Source organism: Pseudorhizobium endolithicum (assembly GCF_902153245.2).
Lineage (GTDB): Bacteria > Pseudomonadota > Alphaproteobacteria > Rhizobiales > Rhizobiaceae > Neorhizobium > Neorhizobium endolithicum.
Genome location: NZ_CABFWF030000008.1, coordinates 216276 through 236960, shown reverse-complemented (window position 1 = coordinate 236960; position 20685 = coordinate 216276). Strand labels below are relative to the sequence as shown.

The 20685-nt window shown below is 63.8% G+C and carries 19 protein-coding genes; 9 read left to right on the top strand and 10 right to left on the bottom strand.

The genetic code is table 11. The annotated features are described in order from the left end of the window. Nucleotides 1-3: 3 nt before the first annotated feature. Nucleotides 4-1155, top strand: coding sequence for a 2-methylaconitate cis-trans isomerase PrpF family protein (locus RTCK_RS05765; protein WP_142592104.1), 1152 nt, complete (start codon nt 4-6; stop codon nt 1153-1155). After that, nucleotides 1155-2549, top strand: coding sequence for a CoA transferase (locus tag RTCK_RS05760; RefSeq protein ID WP_142592103.1), 1395 nt, complete (start codon nt 1155-1157; stop codon nt 2547-2549). The genes RTCK_RS05765 and RTCK_RS05760 overlap by 1 nt, the downstream gene beginning before the upstream one ends. A gap of 36 nt (nt 2550-2585) precedes the next feature. Here RTCK_RS05760 and RTCK_RS05755 read toward each other — a convergent pair whose 3' ends face one another. Beyond that, a complete protein-coding gene (locus RTCK_RS05755; RefSeq protein ID WP_185927924.1) occupies nt 2586-3242 on the bottom strand; it encodes a GntR family transcriptional regulator in 657 nt (218 codons plus the stop codon). Between the two features lie 464 nt (nt 3243-3706). Between RTCK_RS05755 and RTCK_RS05750 the strand changes: the two genes are divergently transcribed. The 4 genes from RTCK_RS05750 (at nt 3707) to rraA (ending at nt 7330) form a co-directional block, all read left to right on the top strand. Further along, the gene (locus tag RTCK_RS05750) at nt 3707-4615 is read left to right on the top strand and encodes a LysR family transcriptional regulator (RefSeq protein WP_142592101.1); all 909 of its coding nucleotides are present in this window, start codon (nt 3707-3709) and stop codon (nt 4613-4615) included. A 159-nt stretch (nt 4616-4774) separates the two neighbouring features. After that, complete coding sequence (locus RTCK_RS05745) at nt 4775-5863, top strand: Ldh family oxidoreductase (RefSeq protein WP_142592100.1); 1089 nt, start codon at nt 4775-4777, stop codon at nt 5861-5863. Between the two features lies 1 nt (nt 5864). Beyond that, on the top strand, nt 5865-6842 hold the full coding sequence (locus RTCK_RS05740) for a D-2-hydroxyacid dehydrogenase family protein (RefSeq protein WP_142592099.1): 978 nt from the start codon (nt 5865-5867) through the stop codon (nt 6840-6842). Next, nucleotides 6839-7330 carry a ribonuclease E activity regulator RraA gene (rraA, locus tag RTCK_RS05735; RefSeq protein WP_142592098.1) on the top strand — a complete coding sequence of 164 codons (492 nt, stop codon included), beginning with the start codon at nt 6839-6841 and terminating at the stop codon, nt 7328-7330. The genes RTCK_RS05740 and rraA overlap by 4 nt, the downstream gene beginning before the upstream one ends. Before the next feature lie 52 nt (nt 7331-7382). On the opposite strand, the gene RTCK_RS05730 is transcribed toward rraA, so the two are convergent. The 4 genes from RTCK_RS05730 to RTCK_RS05715 all read right to left on the bottom strand — a co-directional run bounded on the left by RTCK_RS05730 (nt 7383) and on the right by RTCK_RS05715 (nt 12809). Beyond that, complete coding sequence (locus tag RTCK_RS05730; protein WP_142592097.1) at nt 7383-8441, bottom strand: isocitrate/isopropylmalate dehydrogenase family protein; 1059 nt, start codon at nt 8439-8441, stop codon at nt 7383-7385. Between the two features lie 34 nt (nt 8442-8475). Beyond that, the gene (locus RTCK_RS05725; RefSeq protein ID WP_142592096.1) at nt 8476-9579 is read right to left on the bottom strand and encodes a 4-oxalomesaconate tautomerase; all 1104 of its coding nucleotides are present in this window, start codon (nt 9577-9579) and stop codon (nt 8476-8478) included. A gap of 60 nt (nt 9580-9639) precedes the next feature. Next, complete coding sequence (locus tag RTCK_RS05720) at nt 9640-11637, bottom strand: tripartite tricarboxylate transporter permease (RefSeq protein ID WP_142592095.1); 1998 nt, start codon at nt 11635-11637, stop codon at nt 9640-9642. 71 nt (nt 11638-11708) lie between these two features. Beyond that, nucleotides 11709-12809, bottom strand: coding sequence for a Bug family tripartite tricarboxylate transporter substrate binding protein (locus tag RTCK_RS05715; RefSeq protein ID WP_142592094.1), 1101 nt, complete (start codon nt 12807-12809; stop codon nt 11709-11711). A 157-nt stretch (nt 12810-12966) separates the two neighbouring features. On the opposite strand from RTCK_RS05715, the gene RTCK_RS05710 reads away from it, so the two are divergent. After that, entirely contained in the window at nt 12967-13878 is a 912-nt protein-coding gene (locus tag RTCK_RS05710) for a LysR family transcriptional regulator (protein ID WP_142592093.1), read from the top strand. 116 nt (nt 13879-13994) lie between these two features. On the opposite strand, the gene RTCK_RS05705 is transcribed toward RTCK_RS05710, so the two are convergent. From RTCK_RS05705 to RTCK_RS05685, 5 genes are all read right to left on the bottom strand, one after another. Further along, nucleotides 13995-14297, bottom strand: coding sequence for a DUF2218 domain-containing protein (locus RTCK_RS05705; protein WP_142592092.1), 303 nt, complete (start codon nt 14295-14297; stop codon nt 13995-13997). Nucleotides 14298-14347: 50 nt separating this feature from the next. Beyond that, entirely contained in the window at nt 14348-15106 is a 759-nt protein-coding gene (locus RTCK_RS05700; RefSeq protein ID WP_142592091.1) for an iron ABC transporter ATP-binding protein, read from the bottom strand. Further along, on the bottom strand, nt 15103-16068 hold the full coding sequence (locus RTCK_RS05695) for an iron chelate uptake ABC transporter family permease subunit (protein ID WP_408004507.1): 966 nt from the start codon (nt 16066-16068) through the stop codon (nt 15103-15105). The genes RTCK_RS05700 and RTCK_RS05695 overlap by 4 nt, the downstream gene beginning before the upstream one ends. Next, a complete protein-coding gene (locus RTCK_RS05690; protein WP_142592090.1) occupies nt 16058-17020 on the bottom strand; it encodes an ABC transporter permease in 963 nt (320 codons plus the stop codon). The genes RTCK_RS05695 and RTCK_RS05690 overlap by 11 nt, the downstream gene beginning before the upstream one ends. A gap of 75 nt (nt 17021-17095) precedes the next feature. After that, entirely contained in the window at nt 17096-18022 is a 927-nt protein-coding gene (locus tag RTCK_RS05685) for a siderophore ABC transporter substrate-binding protein (RefSeq protein ID WP_142592089.1), read from the bottom strand. Nucleotides 18023-18302: 280 nt separating this feature from the next. Between RTCK_RS05685 and RTCK_RS05680 the strand changes: the two genes are divergently transcribed. Next, nucleotides 18303-19754, top strand: a complete 1452-nt coding sequence (locus RTCK_RS05680) for a glycosyl transferase family protein (RefSeq protein WP_185927923.1) — start codon at nt 18303-18305, stop codon at nt 19752-19754. Between the two features lie 19 nt (nt 19755-19773). Further along, nucleotides 19774-20664: an alpha/beta hydrolase gene (locus RTCK_RS05675; protein ID WP_142592087.1), complete on the top strand. Its 891-nt coding sequence runs from the start codon at nt 19774-19776 to the stop codon at nt 20662-20664. Nucleotides 20665-20685 lie beyond the last annotated feature (21 nt).

Below are 20685 nucleotides of genomic sequence, written 5' to 3'. Positions count from 1 at the left end.
TTCATGTCGCAGGTGTTTGTTCCTGCCGTCTTCTACCGTGGCGGCAGCAGCAAGGGTGTCTTCTTCCACGCGCACCATTGCCCGCCGGAGCGCGGAGCGTTGGATGCGATGCTGCTGTCAGCCCTCGGCAGTCCCGACCCCTATGGAAGGCAGCTGGACGGGATGGGAGGCGGAACGTCGAGCCTGTCCAAAGCGGTCATCATCGGTCCGGCCACCCGTCCGGATGCCGATGTCGATTACACCTTCGCCCAGGTGGCGGTGGACCGGCCGGTGGTCGATTGGGAAGCCAACTGCGGTAACCTGTCGTCAGCGGTGGGTCCCTTCGCGGTAGACGAAGGCCTCGTTCGCGTGGACGACGGCGAAGCGCTCGTTCGGATTCACCAGGTGAATACGAAGAAGATCATCCATGCCCGCTTTCCCGTCTGCCATGGCAGGGCCCTGACAACAGGGGATTTCACGATCGACGGGGTGTCCGGCAGCGGCGCCCGCATCGCTCTCGATTTCCTGGAGCCGGGCGGAACGGTTACCTCCGGGCTCCTGCCCACGGGCAAGGTGCTTGAGACGATTGTGATCGATGGCCGCTCCTTCGATATGTCCATCGTCGACGCGACCAATCCGGTGGCCTTCGTTGCCGCCGAGCAACTGGGTCTGGACATCTCGGCTTCGCCCGACGCCATGGAGGCCGATCGGGGTCTGATGGCATTGCTCGACCGCCTGCGGCGCCTCGCGGCCGTGAGGATGGGACTGGCATCGTCTCCCGACCATGCCGGACTGGCCAATCCGAAGATCGCGATCATTGGACGGCCGGGTACTTTTGCGGCGCTCGACGGGCGGAGCATCGATCCGGCGGACTACGACATCGCCGTTCGCATGCTGTCGATGGAGCGTGTGCACCGGGCCGTAACCCTTACGGGCGCCATGTGCCTTGCGGCCGCCTGCGGGATCCAGGGCTCGCTGGCGCATCGCCTGGCCCAGGTGAAAGACAGGACAGACCCCGTGCGGATAGGACATCCCTCGGGCGTCGTTGCGGCGAGCGCCCGGGTCACGCCGGTGGAGTGCGGTTGGCATGTTGCCAGCGCCACCGTCTACCGGACGGCCCGCCGGCTGATGCAGGGAGAGGTTGCCGTTGCACCATTTGGCGGAGCTCCGTCGTGATGCTGGGGAGAGCCGGGCATCCGCTGCATTCCCTGCTTTCGGCCGTTGGCTGGGACGACGCCCCTGTCGATCGCCTGACGATCGTGGAGCGTCCGAAAGTGCTGGCGACGCCCTGGCCCATCGCCCCTATGGCGGCAGCCGCCCTCGGCGCGGTGGGGCTCGCCGTCTCGCGTATTCTGGAGATCCGTACGGGCAGGATCGCGGCGGTCGGTCTGGATACGCGGGCCGCCGAGCTTGCAATGGCAAGCTCGAGCTACCTGATGCTTGATGGCCGTCCCGCAAAGTTCCGGGACCCCTTCACTGGCTTCTATCCGGCGGCCGATGGAAAATGGGTGTATCTTCACGGCAATTTCCCGCATCTGCGGGACGCGCTGCTTGATATGCTTTCGGTTCGCAACGACCCGGATGCGGTGCGGTCGGCGGTCGCCGCGAGAAGCGCTTCCGATATTGAGGTCGATGCGATCCGGCGCGGATTGTGTGCGGCGCGGGTGCGCTCCCGGGAAGCATGGCTGGGTGAACGGGCGCGGCTGGATCCGGCTGGCGGTCAGCCGATCTCGCTCCGCCGCCTTGCCGAAGCGCCGCGGAAGCTGCTTGGCTCAACGCCTGGCGGGCCGCTCGAGGGGGCGCGCATGCTCGACCTGTCGAGGGTGATCGCCGGTCCCATGGCCGGCCGTACCATGGCCGAGCACGGCGCGTCGGTCCTACGGATAGCGAGTGCCAACCTTCCGTCGATCCCTTCGCTGGTGATCGATACCGGCTTCGGAAAGCGTTCCGCCTTCATCGATCTGGATACGGCCGAAGGGCGAGAACAACTGCAGATGCTGGCGCACGATGCGGACGTATATCTGGACGCCTATCGCCCCGGTTCACTGGGCCGGCGCGGGTTCGGCCTGTCGGATCTCACGGCCATCAATCCGGAACTGGTCTCCCTGTCGCTCTCCGCTTTTTCGGAACAGGGCACGTGGCGCCTTCGCAGGGGCTATGACAGCCTTGTACAGGCTACGACCGGCATGGCGATCGACGATGCGTCGCCGGCCCCGGCTCTTCTCCCCTGCCAGCCGTTGGATTACCTCAGCGGCTATCTCGCAGCCTTTGCTGCAATGGTCGCGCTCATCCGCCGCCACGAGACGGGGGGACGCTGGCATGCGGCGATATCGCTCGCCGGGACGGCGGAGTGGATGTGGCGGATGCGGGCCGAACTGGGCGACGACAGCTCGTACCCCGAGCGCAACCCCGAGCAGGCGGATGCCGCCGACCTGATGGACGGCTTCGACACCGATTTCGGCCATGTGGCGGCGCTGCGCCCGGCATTGCTGTTCGACGGGCGGCCCCGGTCCTGGGACCGGCTGCCGGTACCGCTCGGGACGCATGAGGCGATCTGGCCGGAAAGATGACACGCCACATCAAGGCCGCCATCGTCGAGGCTTCGTTCAGCTCTCGGCCTTGGTGATCTGCAGGCGCACGCCGAGGGCAGCCTTGATGTGGCCGACCGCCGCCTTTTTCGCTGCCTCGGTATCGCGTCGCCGGATCGCTTCGATGATTGTCCTGTGCTCATCGGTTGCCGTGCCTGTACGACCGTCCTGAATGAAGGTGGTGTCCGGTAGGAGAGCGATCGTTTCCTGCAGGTCCTCGACCGCCTGACGCAGGTAGCGGTTGCGCGCGGCGTCATAGAGCCGGGCGTGAAACTGGCGGTTCATCTGCGCGGCGAGTGCGGGATCCGTGCTGGCGGCGAACTTGTCGTTGAGCCGCTCGAGATTGGCGATCTCGGCCTCCGTGGCATGTTGGGCGGCGAAGCGTGCGACCAGACCTTCGAGTTCCTCGCGCATGGCATAGAGTTCGAAGATCTGTTGCATCGAAAGGATCGACACCGCAACCCCGCGACCGGGTGCGGCCTCCAGCAGGCCCTTCTCCTGAAGGCGGCCGAGGGCTTCGCGTACCGGTGTGCGGCTGACGCCAAGGCGGGCTGCTACTTCCTCCTCGCGCAGCGGATCGCCGGGACGATAAATCCCGTCGCGGATCGCCGCGAGGATTGCGTGATAGGTGCTATGTCCTCGGGTCTTGGCAAGCGGATCCTTGTGGGGCGGCATGGAAGCGTTCTCCTTCTTGCCTATCTGGGCTAAAGAATCGCGCGGAAATTGTCCACGGGCATCTTGCTTTCGCATACCAATGTATGCAGATCCGTTGGAGGAAGCTATGGATTCTCCGCGGGAGCCGAAGGCCCATCCGCGCATGGGTTGCAGCCAAGGGCATGCGGCCGAAACCGGGACTGTGCAGGTCTTGCCGAGCCGCGATGCCGCCATCGCCAAACGGCGCTACCGCACTGCAACAGGAGCCGCTAGATCATGGGCATAGACGAGTCCAAACCTGGTGGAACGGATCATGCCAGCGCCCATGATAAGGAAGACGGTTGCCGCTCTGCAGCGTTACGTCGCACTCGTGCGACGCTGCAACGACTATCACCTGCATCGCTTCGATGCGGCGATGATGCAGCGGGTGCGCCGCGATTTCGGCCTCGACCAGGAGACGGCCGCAGCAGTCGACGGGAGGCCGCATGCAGTCCTTCGACCCGCTAACAGCTCGGCTCCTCGTAGCGGTGGCGCAGCTCGGCTCCATAGGGCGGGCCGCGGAGCGTGAGAATATAGCGACCTCTGCCGTCAGCCGCCGGATCAGCGATCTGGAGGTTCGACTCGGGGTCGCTCTTTTTGACCGATCCGTGCAAGGCGTACGGCTGACCGCGGCCGGGCAGATCTACGTCGTCGGCTGCCGCGAAATCCTTCGCACGATCGCCGATCTCCACACGCAGATGGTCGACTATGCCAGCGGCGCCAGCGGCTCTCTGCGGCTTGCCTGTACCAGTTCGGCCCTTTCGGGACGGCTTCCCGAGCTGCTTGCCCGCTACGCGGAAAGTCGTGAGGGCATCCGCCTCGAAATTCAGGAAATGTCGGCGGCCCGGGCGCTCCTCGTCCTCGACGATGGCCAGGCCGATATCGCCTTCGTTGCCGACAACAATGACGTCGAGCGGTTCGAGACGACGGTCTTCGAGGACGACAAGGTCCTTGTGATCTGTTCTCCCGATCATGTCCTGGCCGACCGGCTTCGGTCGAGCAGGTCGGTCCGTTTCGACGAGGTTGCGGAACACGAGGTCGTCGGCATCCACCACAGCGGGGCCTTGGACAGGTTGTTGAGTGCGGCGGCAGCAAGCAGCGGTCGCTCCCTCGGTAAGCGGGTGAATGTGGAAACCTTTTCCTCGCTTGTCCGCATGGTTGAAGCGGGCTTCGGCATCGGCTTCATGCGGTCCACCAGCCTCCACCTCCTGGCTGGCACGGATCTCGTCCATGCAAAGCTGGCGGACCACTGGGCGCAGCGGTCGCTCCTGATGGTGAGGCGCCCGTCCAGCCCGCTTTCCAGGCCGATCCGGGATTTCCTTTCCCTGGCCAGCGCGAGCTATCTTCCGGCCTGATAGAGCCGATCCTTCAGCGGCGAAGCGGTCCATCTTCCGCCACCTGGTCGAGGCTCTCCATTGTCACCAAAGAGACGGGATCGTTCTGGATACAATGGTATACAGACGCCGGCTGAGGTGATAGTGCTCTCTCGCAGGGTCATCGAGGAGATACATGCCATGTCCATTGCGCCGGAGCCGTTGACGTTCGTCGATGCAGAGCGGCTGAAAACGTCCGTCGCAGAAATTTTCCGCCAGCTCGGATTGCCGGCCGATGATGCCGCCGTGGTTGCGCATTATCTCGTCCTCGCCGACCTGCGAGGCGTCGGCACGCACGGCGTCTCGCGGATCCCGATCTATGCGGAACGCTTGCGCCGGGGGCTGGTTCGTGCGCGGCCGCAGATCCGCGTCACCCGCCCGGCGTCGGCGGCAGCGCATGTGGATGGCGACGATGGACTGGGCTTCGTTGTGGCCCGCCGCGCGCTGCATGAGGCGATCGAGGCCGCCGCAACCTATGGCATCGGCATGGCGGGGGTCTTCAACAGCACGCATTTCGGGATGGCGGCCGGATACTTGCTGGACGCTGTCGAAGCCGGATACGCCGCGTTCGTGTTCACCAATGCCTCACCCAGCATGCCCGTCTGGGGTGGGCGAACCCCCTTCCTCGGAACCAGTCCCTTCGCCTTCGGTGCTCCCGGCGGAAACGGCTCGCCGCCCGTCATCCTCGACATGGCGACCTCCGTGGTCGCGCGCGGCAAGATCAGGCGTGCGATGCAGAAGGGGGAGGCGATTCCGGCAGGCTGGGCACTCGACGCCGACGGAAGGGAGACCACCGATGCGCGGCGCGCCTACGAGGGTATCGTTCTGCCGCTCGGCGGGCCGAAGGGATCGGGCCTGTCGCTGATGATGGAAGTGCTTGCGGGGGTGATGACCGGAGCGGCCTTCGGCGGCGAAGTCGCAGACCAGTATCGGGATCGCGACCGTCCGCAGAATGTGGGACACAACCTCATCGTGTTTCGCCCGGAGCTGTTTACGGATGTCTCGACCTATCGCGCGCGCATGGACGCCCTCGTGGAGCGTGCACGGGCGTGTCCCCGTGCGGACGAAGGCCAGGCCATCCTGATGCCGGGCGAGCCGGAAGCCGGGCGAATGGCCGAGCGCCTCGTTTCCGGCATTCCCTTCACCGAGGGTGATATCGCCATGGTCCGGGAGGAAGCGGCGCGTGTAGGCCTGTCCCTCGATGCCGACAGCCTCGTGAAGGAACATTGACATGCTTCGGATCGCCGTTCTCGACGATTATCAGGACGTGGCGCTGAGGCTGGCCGATTGGTCGTCGCTGGGAAGCGACTGCGATGTCGTCCGCTTCGGCTGCAATCTAGCCGGTGAGGATGAAGCCGCGCGCGCACTCGCCGGCTTCGACGTCCTCTGTCTGATGCGCGAGCGCATGCCTCTCCCAGCGACGCTGATCGACCGGCTCCCGAAGCTGAAACTGGTCGTCGTGACCGGCGCGCGTGTCCGGACCATCGACATGGAAGCCGCCGTGGCACGCGGCATCACCGTCTGCCACACCTTTGCCGGTGAATCCGCGCACGCCACGCCGGAGCTCGCCTGGGGACTGATCCTGTCTCTGGCACGCTTCATTCCAGAGGAAGACCGGCGAATCCGCGAGGGCGGCTGGCAGGCGACGATCGGGACCGTGCTCGGGGGCAAGACGCTCGGTCTTGTCGGTCTGGGCAAGCTTGGCAGCCGGATGGCGCCCATCGCCAGGGCCTTCGGGATGGAGGTCATGGCCTGGAGCCCGAACCTGACGGATGAGCGGGCGGCGGAAGTCGGGGTGCGGCGTGTCGACAAGCAGACGCTGTTCGGAGAGGCGGATGTCGTTTCCCTGCACCTGATCCTGAGCGAGCGTACCCGCAACATCGTCTCGGCCGGAGAACTGGCCCTGATGAAGCGTGGCGCGATCCTGATCAACACGTCACGCGGCCCGCTCGTGGACGAGGATGCGCTCCTTGCGGCTCTCCGGGAAGGCCGGATTCGGGCCGGCCTGGACGTGTTCGACATGGAGCCGTTGCCGGCCGACCATCCGCTGCGTCATGCGCCGAACACCGTCCTGACGCCGCATCTCGGCTATGTCACAGAAGGCGCCTACCGCGCCTTCTATCGCGATACGGTGGAGAATATCAGAGCCTGGCGCGAAGGCAGGCCCGTGCGGGTCCTCGCGGCGCCGAACCTTGGGGAAACACCATGACCGACGTTATCAGGACCGCGGACCTTGTCGACACCAATGATGAAGACGTTCGCTTCTGTGAGATGCAATGGAAGTCCTTCGGCCGCAGAGACGGCTTTCACGGAGAAGTCGTGACGATCAGGACCTTCGAGGACAATCGATTGCTCCGCGAGACGCTGGGAGGCGACGGAAGCGGCAAGGTCTTGGTGGTCGACGGCGGAGGATCCCTGCGATGTGCCCTTGTCGGGGATCAGATCGCGGCTCTTGCTCAATCGAACGGCTGGAAAGGCTTGCTGATCAATGGCGCGATCCGCGACAGCGCGGACATAGCCGGGATGGATTTCTGCGTAATGGCGCTGGGCCAGGCCCCCAAGAAGAGCGGCAAGACCGGCCATGGCGCCCGCGGCATCCCCGTACGCTTCGGCAATGTTGAGTTTCGCACGGGCGATTATCTGTACGCGGACGCAGATGGGGTTCTGGTCGCCGACCGTCCGGTGCATGCCGGTTAACGGCGGGCGGATCGGCAGATGATGGCGTACCGTCATCTGCCGGCCTGTATCCTTACCGGAGGCCGTCGATGACGGTCCTGGTAAACTCCCTCGTGCCGAGCGGCCCGCCGAGATCGCCGGTGCGCGTCGTCGCCGTCGCGATCACCCGGTCGATGGTGTTCTCGATCAGCGAGGCGGCGTCGACATGGCGCACGTCTCCGGTCCGCTCGCCGTACCAGCGCAGCAGCATGGCGGCGGAAAGGATCATCGACGTCGGATTGGCCTTGTCCTGACCCGCGATGTCGGGTGCCGACCCGTGTTGCGCCTGGGCTGCGGCATGGTCGTCTCCGGCGTTCAGGGAGCCGGCGAGGCCCAGGCTTCCGGAGAGTTCGGATGCAAGATCCGAAAGCGTGTCACCGAAAAAGTTGGTGGTGCAGATCACGTCGTATCGATCCGCGTGGCGTACCAGCAGGGCAGCCATCGCATCGACCAGCACCTCCTCCAGTTCGACATCCGGATAGTCGCCCGCGACCTTGCGCACTTCCTTCAGGAAAAGGCCGTCGGTCAGCACGAAGGCATTCGCCTTGTGCACGGCCGTCACCTTCTTGCGCCGTCGCCGTGCCAGTTCGAAGGAAGCCACGGCGATGCGCCGGATTGCCCGCGCAGTGACCTTGCGCATCGAGATCGCGACATCTTCGGTGGGCATGTATTCTCCGCTCCCCGCATACATGTTGCGGTCGGGATACATGCCTTCCGTGTTCTCCCGCATGATCACCAGGTCCATCTCGGTGCCGCGATGGAAAACCCCGCTGCGGGTTCTTGCAGGCCGGATGTTCGCATAGAGATCGAGTTGGGTACGGAAGGCCGCCGAGACGTTGTGCCCACCCTGCTCGCGCGGCGGGTAGTCGAGGTGCGAAATTGGCCCGAGCAGCGTTCCGTCCATTCCGCGGGCCACGTCCAGAAGGTCGGACGGAAGCGTCGTCCCGTTTTTTTCGAGCGATGAGAAGCCGATATCGCGCCACGTATAGTGGAAGCCCAGCGAAAAGCGCCGGTCCACGGCCTCCAGTACGGAGACGGTGGCGCGAACGATCTCCGGTCCGATGCCATCGCCCGGAAGAACAAGCAGTTTCATGATATGCGGGTGCTCCGTTCGGGCAAGCGGCGCCTTACGCCGCCGATTTGACGTGAAAGAGATGGGAGGGCACGAAGACCTGGCCTTCCATCAGCTTGCGAGCCGTGCGCACGACGCCTCCGCTTACGATCTCGACGCTGTTGCCTTCTGCCTTCGCCGTCATGGCCACGTCCAGAACCCCGGTGGGATGTTCGATGATGACGGTGCAATCCAGCCCGTCTGGCCTGTCCGCAAGGCCGTCGGCCACCGTGCCGGGCAACAGGACGCAGGACGAAACGCACAACCCGCCCGTCACCGCGAAGGCGGCATGCGTCTTGTGCGGGACAAAGTAACGGGCCGCGACGCTACCGCCGTCTCGCGCTTCGGCGAGCATGGCCATCTTCGGAACCACCTTCCCGGTGACGTCGCCCAATCCCATGCGCCGTCCGGCCTCCAGGCGCATGGCCTCCATCCGGCCGAACAGTGCCGTGTCGGCATTCAGTTCCGCGGGTGTTTCATAGCCGGTCTTGCCCAGATCCGCGGCACGGAAGATCATCATCGGTACCGCCACGTCGATCAGCGTGACTCTCACGCCGTCGATCTCTTCGACCACGTTTCCGGTCGGCAGCAATGCTCCGGTCTTGGAGCCGACGATGTCCATGAAGTTGAGCCTGATTTCGGCGGCCGTGCCCGGCACCCCGTCGATCCGGGCGTCGCCCTCGTAGTTGACGGCACCGTCCGGTGTCTGGACGATCGCTTCGATACGGCTCTTCGTGTTGATGTCGTAGATCACGACGCTCGTGACATCGCCTGCTATGGGGACCATTCCGCTTTCGATCGCGAAGGGGCCTACGCCCGAGAGCATGTTGCCGCAGGACGGCGATGTATCCACGATCGCCTGGTCGACCGAGACCTGGGCGAAGAGATAGTCCACGTCCACCCCTTCACGCTCCGACGGGCCGACCATGGCCACCTTGCTCGTCAGCGTATCCGCACCGCCGATGCCGTCGATCTGGCGCACGTCCGGAGACCCCATCGCGGCCAGCAGGATACGTGTGCGCTCTTCGGGGTCCTGCGGTATGTCCTGCATCCGGAAATACGGCCCCTTCGAGGTTCCGCCGCGCATCAGGATGCAGGGAATGGAAGTTTGCTTAGGCATGATGGCTCCAGATATTCTTTAAGGCATGGTAGTGATCAAGCCGGCACTTGCCGCTTCATCTCAATTCAGCGGCCAGGGCAGGTACGCGTAGAAATGGTCCTGCAGCATTCCCGCGGGCAGTTGCATGTTCAGGAACCATGCCAGGATGGTGATCATCAATGCTGCGCCGGCGGTAAGCACGACTGTTTGTTTCCAACTGGCCTTGGCAACAGTGCGCATGAAGGCGATGAAGAAAGCCGCCAGTGCGAGGAAGAACCCAACGAGACCGATCAGAGCCACAAAACCCACCAGCCATGCCACGAACCTCCAGGGCCCACCGTCCTCGGCATGAGCGTCTGCGTCAAAATTCACGCTGCTGTCGCCGCCTGAATTCCGCGCACGCAACTGCGGTAGGAGAATCATGGTGCTCGAAAGGATCCCGACCACGGCAACCGCCATCGGGAAGATCTTGTCCAGGAAGGGCAGGTCGTAGGCTCCGTAGAGAACGTACACGAAGACAATCAAAGCAAGTGCGCTGAAGACGATCTGCGGAAACAGATTGCCGGCGCGCGCATGCTCGCTATCGCCTTCCATGTCGAGTGCCTTCTCCGTCTCGTCGGTCGGCCTCTTGCGGCTTCCGAACCAGATGGAGGCGATGGTGATCAGCGCAATCACAATGACGATGGGTTTCTGCAGGAACCCCCAACCGTCGAATTGCACGGCTTGGTAGAGATAGGTTTCCACCTGCCCAGCCAGCACAAAGCCAATAAGGAATGCCGGTCGCGGCCACCCGAAGCGCTTCAAGAAGATCCCGATCAAGCCGACGATCAGTAGGGCGACCATATCGCTGAACGAGCGGGATGCCTGGAACGCGCCGAACGAAATCACAATGATCATGAAAGGCGCGAAAAGGGTGTATTTGATTGTAGTCAGTTTTGCGATGGAAGGTGAAAGGAGCAGACATAGGCCGGCACCCACGACATTAGCGAGGGCCAAGGTCCAGATGATCGTATAAGTCAGGTTAAGATCACGGCTGGGATCGGCCATAGAAGGACCGGGCTGGATGCCGATGAGAATCATGGCGGCGAGGAAAATTGCCATGGAACCGGAGCCCGGGATGCCAAAGAGCAGGGTCGGAACCAAAGCTCCGCCGGCACAGGCGTTGTTGGCGGATTCAGGCGCGATGACGCCACGAATGTCGCCCTTGCCGAACTCCTCGCGGTCCTTTGTGGTTTGAAGGGCATGGCCATAGGCCAGCCAGTCGACGACGCTACCGCCAAGCCCAGGGATCATGCCGATGAGCGCGCCGAAGCCCGAGCAACGAAGGGCGAGCCACCGGCTCTTCCACACGTCCAACACGCCGGTCCGCCACCCCTTGCCAAGCTTGCCGGAGGATGAAATGGACTGGTTGGAGCGTAGAAGATCGACGATCTCCGGCAGTGCGAAGATACCGAGGCCAACGACGGCGAGTTGGATGCCGCTCATCAGGTAGAGCGAATCAAAGGTGAAGCGCTCACTGCCGTTTGCTGGCGCTGTGCCGACGCTACCGAGCGCAAGGCCGAGCGCACAGGAGGCAATTCCCTTGCCGAGGCTGGACCCGGACAGGATGCCGACCATGGACAAGCCAAAAATGGCCAACATGAACAGTTCAGCAGAGCCAAAGCTAAGAATCAATGGCCTTGCGATCACAACCATCCCGGTCAGGATGAGGGCCCCAAAGACGCCTCCGAAGAGCGATGCGGTGAAGGCGGCGCTTAAGGCCCGCGCTGCTTCTCCCTTCTTAGCCAGAGGAAAGCCATCAAGCACAGTCGCCTGCGAGGCGGACGAACCGGGAATGCCCATCAGGATGGAGGAGAATGTGTCCGATGTCGGCAGGATAGCTAGTAGGCCGATCATCATGGCGATGGCGGAGGTAGGGTCCATCCCATAAATGAATGGAAGCAGAAGCGACATGCCGGCAATGCCACCCAGTGCCGGCAATATACCGACAACCAGCCCAAGCATGATGCCTACGAGCATGAAGAACAGGTGATTGACGGTGAAAAGGGTGGCTAGGGAATTGAGGATTATCTCGGCCATGGCGGCATCCGGAAACGCATGGGTTCAGGAAGCCACCGTGCAATGCACGGTGGCTTGACAAGCTGGATTTATCAGAAGCGAACACTATGCTCGTTCGTCAGGAACTCGCGCACCCATGCGCGCGCGTCAGGTGAGATGGTCGTTGCGACTTCGTAAAGGCGCTGGATGTCGTCACCGACAGCCTGGGTGTAGTCGCCGAGAACCTCCGACTTGGCCTTTTGCAGTTCCGGGTCCGCCACCGCGTCGGCGAACGCCTTGCGATAGGTCGCAACGATGTCGTCAGGCGTTCCTTCAGGCAACATGCAGGGCTTTTGCGCTGCGAAGCCGGAGCCGAAGAAGGCCATGTAAGCATCGAACTCCACACCGGAGGGCTTCGATCCATGCATCATTTCGTAAGCTTCTACAAAATGCGGCAGGTCGGGGAAAGTAGGATCGCGCTGAACGTTGCCTTCGGCGTCAAGGACGCCCCAGGAGAACATAGGAACCGCAGTTCCGGCCTCCACCAGGGGCATCACGTTGGTCAGGTAGGCTGAGGACGTTTGGTAGTCGATTGTTGCTTCGCCTCGCTCGAAGGCCAAGCGACCATCCCCGCGGCCCTTCATACCAAAGACATGGCGGACATTGAGGCCGAGCAGGCGGAAGGCGAGCATCGGCACCAGATCGAGCGATGTTGCGCCCTGGCTGCCGTAGACCAGTTCCTGGTCCTTGATCTTGCCGAGATCCGCCGGCGACTTCACCTCGAACTTCGCCGGCAGGTAACAGACGCCGCCCGTGGGCGAAACGAGGACCGGGATGAGCTTGGTATAGTCGTAGCGGACGCGCGGATCCCCAAGCAGGTAAGGGAACTGCGTGGAGCCGGAGGTCCCGAGGATCGCCAGCCCATCGGGCCGCGCGCGGGCGACGAATTCGTTCGAGCCGGTGATGGAGCCTCCGCCCGGAACGTTCCGGACGACGACATTGGGATTGCCCGGCAGGTACTTCGACAGATAGGGGGCGAAGAAGCGGGCCCATACATCCGAGCCGCCGCCTTCCGAGAACGGCATCCACCATTCCACGGTCTTGCCGGCAAAGTCGACGGAGCCTTGCGACAGCGCGGGGCGCACGCCGGCCATTCCCAAGGCGGCCGCAGCGGAGCCTGCGGCCAGAAGCTGGCGACGAGTGAGATCAATCATTGTTTTTCCTCCCGAGGACTGCGTTCATATGTATACAAAGGTACACATTATGGAAAGGGAAGCAAGGGCTCTTGCGAGACCGTTTGGCTTTCCTTTGACAGTTATGACCCCACGGGATTATTAAGTTAATTGCAAATTTTCGCGGGATTGATGCGATATGGGCATTAATTGTGAGATCCTGGACTTGCGCGCTTTTCTGGCGGTCGTGGAACTGGAGAACTTCAATCGCGCGGCTGAAGCCTTGAATATGTCTCAGCCGGCCCTCAGCAGGCGGGTTCAGAAGCTGGAATCCTCGATCGGTGCGGCGCTGCTGGAGCGCACCACCAGACACGTCTCGCCCACCGCGCTCGGACTCGAGCTGGTGCCGCTCGTGCGCCGGATGCTCGAGGAGTTCGACGGCTCCCTGTTCGCTGCCCGCGACAGGAGGCCCCGGCGCCACGAGCTCGTGACGATCGCATGCCTGCCCACTGCGGCGTTCTACTTCCTTCCGGCGGTGATCAAGCAGTTCAACCGCGAGTTTCCCGATATCCGGTTTCGGATACTCGACCTGACGGCAACCGAGGGACTGCAGGCCGTGCTGCGTGGGGAAGTCGAATTCGGCATCAATTTCATGGGAACGGCGGACCCGGACCTCATCTTCGACCGGATCGCGGAGGACCCCTTCGTCCTCGCCGTCCGGCGGGATCATCCGCTTGCGGAAAAGGAGAAGGTCGGGTGGGAGGATCTTCTGCCTTACCGTCTCATCACCGTGCACCGCTCAAGCGGCAACCGCACGCTTCTGGATGCGACGCTGACGCGCGCCAATATCGAACTTCAATGGTTCTATGAGGTGACCCATCTCTCGACCTCGCTGGGACTTGTGGAGGCCGGCCTGGGCATATCCGTTCTGCCGCAGACGGCGACGCCGGGAGACGATCACCCGTTCATCGTGACGCGGCCCATCCTCAATCCCAGGATCGGGCGCACCATCGGCGTCGTGCGTCGTCGCGGCGCAAGACTTTCGCCTGCCGCGGAGCATTTCCGCGCAATGCTGATGGGAATGTGGAGCAGCAAGCCAGGTCCGGAATAACAGGGCGCAGACGAAAAGCTGCCCGGACCTGGATTTGTGTCAGCCACCCGCCCCGCCCTGAATAAGCGGATGTCGATGACGGCCGTCCGCCGGCCGTCCGGTGAGCCGTCCTGCTGCTAAGCCCGTTGCCAATCGATCTTCATTTCTTCCCGGAAGGCGAAGCGCACCAGGTGCCGCGCGACCACGTCCTCGAGCTGCGGCAGTTGCGCCGCGTCGTCGCTCTCCACGGCGATGAGCAGATGGCCGTCTTCTGCGCGAAGCTGACACGTCCCGGTCATCAGGCTGATCTCACCGTTCCGCTCGTCGAAGGTCACGGGGCGCTTGTGCGCGAAATGCTTGCAAAGCTGCTGCAGGTACTTGCTGGCATGTTCCGTCGCAATATCGGCGCGGCTTCTGGCGGTGGGAGTGTGCTCGCTCATGCTCTTCTCTTTCCTGTTTGTGCCCTTGTGGTCTGCGACATGGCGACCGGTCAGGCGTAGTAGACGGCGATGCGGTCGCCGCCGAGCTCGTGCACCTCGAAGGGACAGCCGTATGTCTGCTCCAGAATGTCGGGCCGTATGATCTCGCGGGGTGTCCCCTGCATGAACAGCCTGCCGTCGCGCATCACGACGATATGGTCGGAGTAGCAGGAGGCGAAGTTGACGTCGTGAAGCACAACCACGACCGTCTTGCCGAAGTCGCGCGCCGCATCGCGCAGCAGCTTCATCATCGCAACGGCGTGACGGATGTCGAGATTGTTCAACGGCTCGTCGAACAGCATGTAGTCGGTGTCCTGGCAGAGGATCATGGCGACGAAGGCACGCTGTCTCTGCCCGCCCGACAGTTCGTCCAGGAAGCGCTCGCCCAGCTCCTCCAGCCCGAGATAGCCGAGCGCGCGCCGGACATGCTCCCGGTCCTCGGCCGTGACCCGTCCCTTGCTGTATGGATAGCGACCGAAGGCCACGAGGTCGCGGACGGTCAGGCGGGCCGTCATGTGGTTGTCCTGGCGAAGGATCGAGAGCCGCCGTGCCAGCTTGTCGCCGGAGGTCCGGGCGACATCGAGCCCATCCACCAGCACGGACCCCTTGTCGCTCGGGATCAGCCGGGCGATCATCGAGAGCAGGGTGGATTTGCCCGCGCCGTTCGGGCCGATGATGGTGGTGACGCCGCCCTTCGGCAGTTTGGCGGTCACGCCGTCGACGACCGTCGCTTCGCCATAGGCCTTCGTGATGTTGTCGATGTCGATCATCGGGGATGTCCCCTGAGAAGATAGAAGATGAAGAAGAGGCCGCCGGCGAATTCGACGACGATGGAAAGTGCGGTGTCGAAAGCAAACAGCCGCTCCAGGACCGTCTGGCCGCCGACGAGGCAGATGATGGCGATCAGCACGGCGGCCGGCAGCACGTAGCGGTGCTTCGCCGTCGGCATCACGATATAGGCGAGGTTGGCGACCAGCAGGCCGAAGAACGTCACCGGGCCGACGAGTGCGGCGGAGACCGACACGAGAACGGTCACCAGGATGAGTACGATCATCGTGATGCGGCGGTGATCGACGCCGAGCGAGATCGCCGTCTCGCGCCCGAGCGCCATCACGTCGAAGGTGTGGAAGATGCGCAGGGCGATGATGCTGGCGATCGCCACCATCACCGCCGAGATCACGAGCAGGTTGGAATCGACGGCATTGAAGCTTGCGAACATCCTGTCCTGCAGGACCACGAACTCGTTCGGATCGATCAGGCGCTGCAGGAGACCGGCGAGGCTCCGGAACAGGGTGCCGAACACGACGCCGATCAGGATCAGCAGGTGAAGATCTCGGATGCTTCCCGAAAACAGGAAGCGGTAAAGGACCAGCGAGAAGCCCGTCATCGTGCCGATCTCCACAAGGAACATCAGGCGCGGGTCGATGGACGAGGTCGCGGCGGCGCCGAGCAGGAAGACCAGGACGGTCTGCAGCAGCATATAGAGCCAGTCGAACCCCATGATCGCGGGTGTCAGGATGCGGTTGTTGGTGATCGTCTGGAACAGCACGGTCGAGACGGCGATCGAATAGGCCACCAGGACGAGGGCGAGAACCTTCGTTCCCCGGAAGGGCAGGACGAAGCTCCAGTTTCCGCGGGCCCCGAGGGTCATGAACGCGACGACGGCGGCGGCCGCGACGATGCCGATGATGAGCAGCACCCTGCGGGCTGAACGGAGGGAGTCAGGCTGCACGCGGGCGTCTCCGCAACAGCAGGTTCAGGAAGAAGAGGCTGCCCACCACTCCGAGGACGGAGCCCACGGGTATTTCGTAGGGAGCGTTGACGAGCCGGCCGATCATGTCGCAGACGAGCACAAGCGCCGCGCCGCTCAACGCGATCCAGGGCAGGGTGCGCCGCAACCGGTCGCCCATGACCATGCTGACGAGGTTCGGAACGATCAGCCCGATGAAGGGCAGGATACCCGCGGTGACGACCACCGATGCCGTCACCATGGAGACGATGACGAGCCCGAGCCCCACCACCTTCCGGTGGTCGAGGCCGAGGTTGGTCGAGAAGTCTTCGCCCATGCCGGCCACGGTGAACCGGTCGGCTGCGACATATGCCGCAACCGTCAGTGCCAGCGCGACCCACAGGACCTCGTAGCGGCCCCTCAGGACGGCGGAGAAGTCGCCGCTCGTCCATGCTCCCATGGCCTGCAGGAGATCATAGCGGTAGGCGAAGAACGTCGTGCAGGCGTTGATGACGCCGCCCAGCATCAGGCCGATCAGCGGCACCAGCACGGGCGAGCGGAGAGGCACCCGCCGCAGGATGGAGAGGAAGACGGCGGTGCCGGCGAGCGCAAAGGCTGCGGCCACAAGCATCTTCATGATGACCGGAAGATCGGGCGCGAGGAGCAGGACGGCAAGCATGCCGAGACTGGCCGATTCCACCGTGCCGGCCGTCGACGGTTCCACGAACCGGTTCCTCGACAGCATCTGCATGATGGTACCGGCGACGGCCATTCCGGCGCCTGCCAGTATGAGAGCCAGGGTGCGTGGAACGCGGCTCGCCCCGAGGATCATCCACGCCCTTTCGCCGCCCGGGCCGGAAAGCAGGGTGGAGAAGGTCATCTCGCTGACGCCGACGAACAGGCTTGCCACGGCAAGCGCGGCGGTGGCCAGCAGGGCTGGGATGAAGAGCTTCACGAAGGTCACCGTGTGATGCAGGGCGGCGGCAACCGATCATCGGTTTGCCGCCGCCCTGCCGTGTCTGTTGTTTCTTTACTTGGCTTCGAAGGCCCGGTTCAACTGGTTCACCGTGTTCTGCATGGCCGTGAGCCCGCCGCCGATGAGATACCACGCGGCTGCGTCGAGATAGACGACCTGTCCCTTCTTCCAGGCGGTGGTCTGCGCGACGATCTCGTTGTCGAGGAACTTCTGGGCCGACTGTCCTTCGCGGCCGATTGCGCTGTCCCGGTCGATGACGAAGAGCCAGTCGGGGTTCTTTTCAAGGATGTATTCGAACGAGACAGGCTGGCCGTGCGTACCGACCTTGATGTTCTCGTCCGCCTGCTGCACGCCGTAGTCGGAGAAGAGGACGCCGAACCGCGAGCCGGTGCCGTAGGTGCTCATCTTGCCGCCGGTCGTCAGGACGAGCAGCCCCTTGCCGGCCGATGCCGCCTTGTCCTTGAGGTCGGCGATCGACGTATCGAGCGCCTGCAGGGCGGCATCCGCCTCCGCCTGCTTGTCGAATATTTCCGCAAGCGTCTGCACGTTCTTCCGCGCGCTTTCGATGAAGTGGGCGGGATCCGTGGTCATGTCGATCGTCGGAGCGATCTTCGCCAGGTCCTCGTATTTGGCCGAAGAGCGGCCGCCCACGATGATCAGGTCGGGCTTGGCCGCGCTGACGGCCTCATAGTGGGGCTCGAACAGCGAGCCGATGTTCAGGACGTCGCCGCCGGCATATTTCGACAGGTAGTCGGGCTTGGCGCCGCCCGGCACGCCGTCGACCTCGACGCCCAGGGTATGGAGGGTATCGAGGCTGGCCATGTCGAAGACGAGCACGGTCTTCGGGGTCTCCGGCAAGGTTGTCTCGCCCTTGCTGTGCTTGACGACAATCTCGGCCGCCGCGGACGGCACGGCATGTGCGGCAAGAATGGCGCCTGCAACTGCGAGGGCCAGTCGGACGTTTCGGATCTTCGGGAACATTGACGTCTCCACCTTTGGATCGCCCCCTCGAGGGCTCCAGGATAACTTGAGGAAATAGGGCCAGTTATCGAGAGGGTGCAGCGGCGGTCAATCGCTGTTTTTTCGATATATTCCAATTTGCCGAAATAGCAATTCGCACCACGCTGGCAAGCTCGGCGGAAAAAGTTGAGTTCTATGGAAAACTTATGTAGGTCGCATGCCGAGGTCTGCTCCAAAGGGAGGTGGCGGCGGCCGTAGATGTGAGGCCGGCCCGCACCACCAAGGGGTCGAAAGAGGCAAGATGGCCGAAGACGGCGGACAGTTACAGATCAACCGGACCAAGCTGCTTCTGGTGCTTGATGCTCTGTTGCGCGAAGGAAGCGTAACGGGCGCGGCGGCCAGCTTGGAGATGCAGGTCTCCTCCGTGAGCCGGATGCTCGGAGATCTGAGGGAACTCTACGGCGACCCGATCTTCATCCGGACGGGCCGGGGCTTGAAGCCCACTCCGTTCGCCGAGACCTTGAGACTGCGGGTGCGGGCAGTTTCCGAGGAGGTGAACGCGCTGATGAGGGGCGAAGGCTGGAAAGAACGGGATACCACCACTTCTGCCCCGGCACAGACACCGCAGGACGGCTGGCAGCGCCGGTCGATCGTCCTGTCGCCCCCGCTGGCCGCAACGCGCGGCGATCATCTGGAGGCCGAACCGACCTCGGCGGTCATCGCCCGGCAGATCGCGTCCATCGGCGACAATGCTGACCCGCAGCGCCGCCTCGCCAAGTACATAGCCCTGACGTCGCCAGGCCCCGGGCGCAGTCGCCCGCTGGAGGCGGAAGAGGCGCGCGATGCACTGGCCATCATCCTGCGGGGGGAAGCAGACCCGGTTCAGATCGGCGCACTGCTGTCGACGGTGCAGTATCGCGGTCCGACGGCAGTGGAGCTTGCCGGCTTCACGAGAGCCGTGCGGGAGGCCGTGCCGGCGGGGGTAGGGAATGATCTGGGGGCTGATCTGGACTGGCCCGCCTACGTATCGCCCCGATGGCGGAGTCCTCCCTGGTTCATGCACGCTGCAAAGCTGGTCGCCGGAGCGGGACATCGTGTCCTCATGCATGGGCATTTCGGAAACGGGGCGGACAGCGGCAAACTGGAAGAAGCTGCGGAACGCGCCTCCATCCCCATTTGCGTCACCGCGGCGGAAGCCTCGGCGGCACTGGCATCCCATGGCATAGCCTATATGCCGCTTGCGGCGCTGGTTCCGCAGGTTACCGCGATGTTCAACCTGCATCCGCTGTTCGGAACCCGCACGCCGCTTCACAACGTGGCGCCTTTGATCAATCCCGTATCCGCTCCCGCCACGATCGTGGGCGCGCCAGGCGGCGCTTCGAGGTTCATCTACCGCGATGTGGCCAAGCTGCTGGGCATGGAGAGTATGACCATGGTGACGACCATCCGCAGCTTTGCCCAGATCACCCCGACGCGGGCGACCACCGTGATGCGGATGATGGAGGGCGAGGATATCTCGGTCGTGATTCCGGCTCGGCCTGCTCTCGGCAGCACCGCTGCTCCGACCAGCGGTTACACGCAGCGCGAATACTGGCAGGCGGTCTGGTCGGGCGCCGCGCGTGACGAACTGGCGGAGGCGACCGTCATCTACACCGCGGCGACAGCCCTGTTCGCCGTCTCCAGGGAATCCGCAGCCCGGTTCGAAGACAGCCTGCGGCGGGCGACCGAACTATGGGCGAGCCGCAAGCGCTAACCCCTACCGACGAGACACCATGCAGCCATCGCGACGCGCCTTTCTCGCAGCTCTGCCCTTCGTGGCCCTCGCCCTCGGTGCAAGGGCCGAGATCAAGATCCCGGAGGTCAAGCTGGACATCCTGAAACAGACGGTTCCGACACATCGGCTCGACGTCGCCGACGTGACGCTCTCCGATGGGGGCGCGTTCCGCCTCTTCCGGGCCGTGCCGGTGCAGGCCGCCCCGCCGGCGGGATACCGCGCCCTCTACATGCTCGACGGCAACGGGGCCTTCGACGTCCTGACGCCGCAGCTGTTGGGGGCGGCGCAGGATGTGGCCATCTTCGGCATCGGCTATCCCACCAATCTGCGTTTCGAGGTCAACCGACGTTCGCTCGACTACACGCCGTCGCTGGATGGCAAGGGACCGGTGCCCGATCCGCAGCGGCCCGAACGGCAGATCGGCGGTGCGGATACCTTTCTGGCGATGCTGACGGGCGAACTGCGCCGCCTGGCCGAGGCGAACGTTCCGGTCGATCCGGGCCGCCGCTTTCTCTGGGGCCATTCCTATGGCGGGCTGTTTGCGCTCCATACGCTCCTGACGGGATCGTCCGCCTTTGCCGGCTATGCTGCGATCAGCCCCTCGGTCTGGTGGGGCGGCTCGCTGCTGCAGGAGAAGGAGAAGATGTTCGAGCTGCCGGCCGGCGAGGTTGTCCCGCTATTGGTGGCGCTGGGGGATCGTGAGCAGCGGTCCGATGACAAGACGCCGCCGAAGATCGGGCCGGCACCTGCGACCATGGACTTGGTTCGACGGCTTCGCCGGCACCACGACCTTTCATTGACCGTGACGGTGCTGGAAGGCATGGGGCATGGGGCTACCTTCGCGGCCTCGATCCCCTCCGTCCTGGATTGGGTTTCGCGAGCCGGCTAGATCCCATCGGCCGGGAAGCAT

Excerpts from the sequence above, each read along its gene's own strand:
- RTCK_RS05765 (WP_142592104.1), top strand. The coding sequence starts at position 4 with ATGTCGCAGGTGTTTGTTCCTGCCGTCTTCTACCGTGGCGGCAGCAGC.
- RTCK_RS05760 (WP_142592103.1), top strand. The coding sequence starts at position 1,155 with ATGCTGGGGAGAGCCGGGCATCCGCTGCATTCCCTGCTTTCGGCCGTT.
- RTCK_RS05755 (WP_185927924.1), bottom strand. The coding sequence starts at position 3,242 with ATGCCGCCCCACAAGGATCCGCTTGCCAAGACCCGAGGACATAGCACC.
- RTCK_RS05750 (WP_142592101.1), top strand. The coding sequence starts at position 3,707 with ATGCAGTCCTTCGACCCGCTAACAGCTCGGCTCCTCGTAGCGGTGGCG.
- RTCK_RS05745 (WP_142592100.1), top strand. The coding sequence starts at position 4,775 with ATGTCCATTGCGCCGGAGCCGTTGACGTTCGTCGATGCAGAGCGGCTG.
- RTCK_RS05740 (WP_142592099.1), top strand. The coding sequence starts at position 5,865 with ATGCTTCGGATCGCCGTTCTCGACGATTATCAGGACGTGGCGCTGAGG.
- rraA (WP_142592098.1), top strand. The coding sequence starts at position 6,839 with ATGACCGACGTTATCAGGACCGCGGACCTTGTCGACACCAATGATGAA.
- RTCK_RS05730 (WP_142592097.1), bottom strand. The coding sequence starts at position 8,441 with ATGAAACTGCTTGTTCTTCCGGGCGATGGCATCGGACCGGAGATCGTT.
- RTCK_RS05725 (WP_142592096.1), bottom strand. The coding sequence starts at position 9,579 with ATGCCTAAGCAAACTTCCATTCCCTGCATCCTGATGCGCGGCGGAACC.
- RTCK_RS05720 (WP_142592095.1), bottom strand. The coding sequence starts at position 11,637 with ATGGCCGAGATAATCCTCAATTCCCTAGCCACCCTTTTCACCGTCAAT.
- RTCK_RS05715 (WP_142592094.1), bottom strand. The coding sequence starts at position 12,809 with ATGATTGATCTCACTCGTCGCCAGCTTCTGGCCGCAGGCTCCGCTGCG.
- RTCK_RS05710 (WP_142592093.1), top strand. The coding sequence starts at position 12,967 with ATGGGCATTAATTGTGAGATCCTGGACTTGCGCGCTTTTCTGGCGGTC.
- RTCK_RS05705 (WP_142592092.1), bottom strand. The coding sequence starts at position 14,297 with ATGAGCGAGCACACTCCCACCGCCAGAAGCCGCGCCGATATTGCGACG.
- RTCK_RS05700 (WP_142592091.1), bottom strand. The coding sequence starts at position 15,106 with ATGATCGACATCGACAACATCACGAAGGCCTATGGCGAAGCGACGGTC.
- RTCK_RS05685 (WP_142592089.1), bottom strand. The coding sequence starts at position 18,022 with ATGTTCCCGAAGATCCGAAACGTCCGACTGGCCCTCGCAGTTGCAGGC.
- RTCK_RS05680 (WP_185927923.1), top strand. The coding sequence starts at position 18,303 with ATGGCCGAAGACGGCGGACAGTTACAGATCAACCGGACCAAGCTGCTT.
- RTCK_RS05675 (WP_142592087.1), top strand. The coding sequence starts at position 19,774 with ATGCAGCCATCGCGACGCGCCTTTCTCGCAGCTCTGCCCTTCGTGGCC.